This is a genomic window from Bacillus sp. JJ1533 (genome assembly GCF_036965045.1).
Taxonomy (GTDB): domain Bacteria; phylum Bacillota; class Bacilli; order Bacillales; family Bacillaceae_L; genus Ferdinandcohnia.
In genome coordinates, this window is sequence record NZ_JBALOV010000071.1 from 1 (window position 1) to 2,511 (window position 2,511).

3 protein-coding genes are annotated in these 2,511 nt (G+C 32.7%); all 3 read right to left on the reverse strand.

The annotated features are described in order from the left end of the window. Positions 1 to 601: 601 nt before the first annotated feature. Complete coding sequence (locus tag V7138_RS25175) at positions 602 to 1,111, reverse strand: GNAT family N-acetyltransferase (RefSeq protein ID WP_335402754.1); 510 nt, start codon at positions 1,109 to 1,111, stop codon at positions 602 to 604. 270 nt (positions 1,112 to 1,381) lie between these two features. Further along, entirely contained in the window at positions 1,382 to 1,951 is a 570-nt protein-coding gene (locus tag V7138_RS25180) for a DUF2812 domain-containing protein (RefSeq protein ID WP_335402756.1), read from the reverse strand. Continuing rightward, a complete protein-coding gene (locus V7138_RS25185; RefSeq protein ID WP_335402758.1) occupies positions 1,938 to 2,255 on the reverse strand; it encodes a PadR family transcriptional regulator in 318 nt (105 codons plus the stop codon). The genes V7138_RS25180 and V7138_RS25185 overlap by 14 nt, the downstream gene beginning before the upstream one ends. Positions 2,256 to 2,511 lie beyond the last annotated feature (256 nt).

The following is a 2,511-nucleotide window of genomic DNA, read 5'->3' on the forward strand; positions in this document are numbered from 1 at the left end:
AATACCCAAGTTTCATCATAAGGCTTTTCTGGTACTTTCCATTGAACACCTAATATGTAATCACTTCCATTTATCTTCGCTTCAACTGATAGTATATCGCCGTGTAGTATGAAGTTTCGTATCTCCATTTCCATACACCTCCATAAATTAGTTTAACATAACATAAATATCCATTTTATGTCTTAAACTATCCTGCACCTTTAGTTTAATAACTTCAACAAAAAAAGTGCATTAACCCTTCTTGGATCAACGCACCCTTTAGTTGAAAAAGGTAGATAAAATGACTGGTACAACAATTAGAATACTCGATATTAAAATCATCCATAAAATAATATTCAATGGATTACTCAATCCCATTACTTCTTGCCATCTTGCTTTGTATGTATTGTCATTTACTTGGTATCTTTTTAATTGAAAATACAGATACATATTAAGAATAATAGAAATTATCAAACCGATAATTAAAGCTACTTCCATCGTACCAATTCCCCATTTCTATTAATGATTACCTTTTCATACCTTCTATACGTATCCTGAGCGGGGAAAGTTCCGATAATTGCAAAGTATTGTTAAACTAACGCACCCTTTAGTTGAAGAAGGACTACATTAATTCTTTACCCAATATCACATATGGCTGTTTCGAATTGCTTGGATAAAAAGGTTCTTTTAGAACCTTCCAATGCAAAGACTCATATAGTGAACGTGCTGAATAATTATCGATTTGAGTTGTTAATATTGTGGTCTTGTTGTCAACATCTTCTAATAGTTTTGTAATTAGCATTTTACCAAGACCCTGTTTTCTATATGATGGATGGACTGCTAATTCAACAAATTCAAAACAATCTTGTAGCCAATTATGATATTCTTCTGAATTAAATTCCTTTGCAAGTAACTCGTGATAAAACTGTCCAGGTAATGAAGTATAACCATATGAAAAGCCTATTACTTTATCTTCTTTAGACAGGATTACAAACCCTCTAAACCCCTTATATGAGCTATGTTTTAAAATCCGTTCTTTTATTGTATTATCCTCACTATTCCAAACTTCTTTATAGAGTTCTGATACTTGTTGTAATACTTCTTTACTTGCTAATTCTAATACTTTTACCATCCTTCTTCCTCCAATATAAATTAACTAACCTGCTATCATTAGTTCAATAAATTCAACAAAAAAGGCACTTTTCCTTCTTTTAGAAAAGCACCCGTTACTTTAAGTACATTACTTCACAATCTTCTTTACACCTCTAAAAACTCAATCCCTTAAATGTGTTGTCCATTCAAAAAGACGCTTTCTTATTAAAGAAAAGCGCCCGACTGTGGTAGATACATTATCCTCAATTACTGCTTTGAATTAAAAAAGTACCTAATTAACCTCCTCGTATTATTTTTCTTTTAACATAGAATACTTTCGATATGCTTTATAGTAACCGATACTATAAAAAACAACCATAATGGCAGGAAGCAACCTTAAAAGGGCAAATGGAGTTTCAAATAAGAATGCTTTCCAAAATAATGAACCTTTCATACTCCAAAGACCTTCGGCTAAATATAAACCTGAATCTTTGTAAAGCATATAAGAGAAAAACAAAAACACTATAGCTAAACCAGATGAATAACCCATCAATCTTTTATAATAATTACTCCTCGATTGGCGGTCCGAGAAGATTTCATTTTGTCCGTCATCTTCTTTTTGCCAATATTGAATTCCACCAAGCCAGGTTCCTTTTATATAATTCCAACCGAAGTCTTCATATATCCCTTTATAATCATTGAGCTTTTCCTTTGATAAATAATCTTGATAATCCAGTCGCATCACATATCTCTTGTCAGTTTTTTCGAAAGTGTATATTCCTAATCCACTAATATTTGTGCAGCGATAGCCTTTTTGTAATTGCTCGTTCAGCCATTGCTCCTCTTTTTCAATATCAACAAACATCTTAATTTTCTTCATTGCATTCACTTCCTTCGTAAAGGGATAAAATATGCAACAACCTGTTTTGTTCCATTTTCAAAATCGCATTTCCTTCCTCAGTGATCATATAAACTTTCCTCCGGCCTGACTCTCCAACAGGTTCAATCCAACCGTGCTTATTCAAGTTTTCAATCGCACCGTATAAAGTACCAGCTGCTAAAATAACAGTACCGTTACTAATCTTTTCTATCTTTTGCATTACGGCATAGCCGTGGAGTGGCTGACGCAGAGCTAATAAAATATAATGCATGGTTTCAGACAACGGTAATAATTTGTGTTTCATAACCTCAACCTCTATTCAGTTCTACTATATAGTTCAACTTAATAAAAATATAATACAGTTCAACTGAATAGTCAACAACATTTTCAAAATTAGTCAAAGAAGCTTAAAGTAAAAAGCTTGATAACAAGGGAAAAATCAATCTAAAAAGTCGCTTCCCTTACGTAAGGGAAAGCGACTTTTGGTGTAGTCTTATTCAATTAAATGGCACCATTGTTGAAAATATGTTAAACATCTATCTTCAACTCCCTCAGTTTGA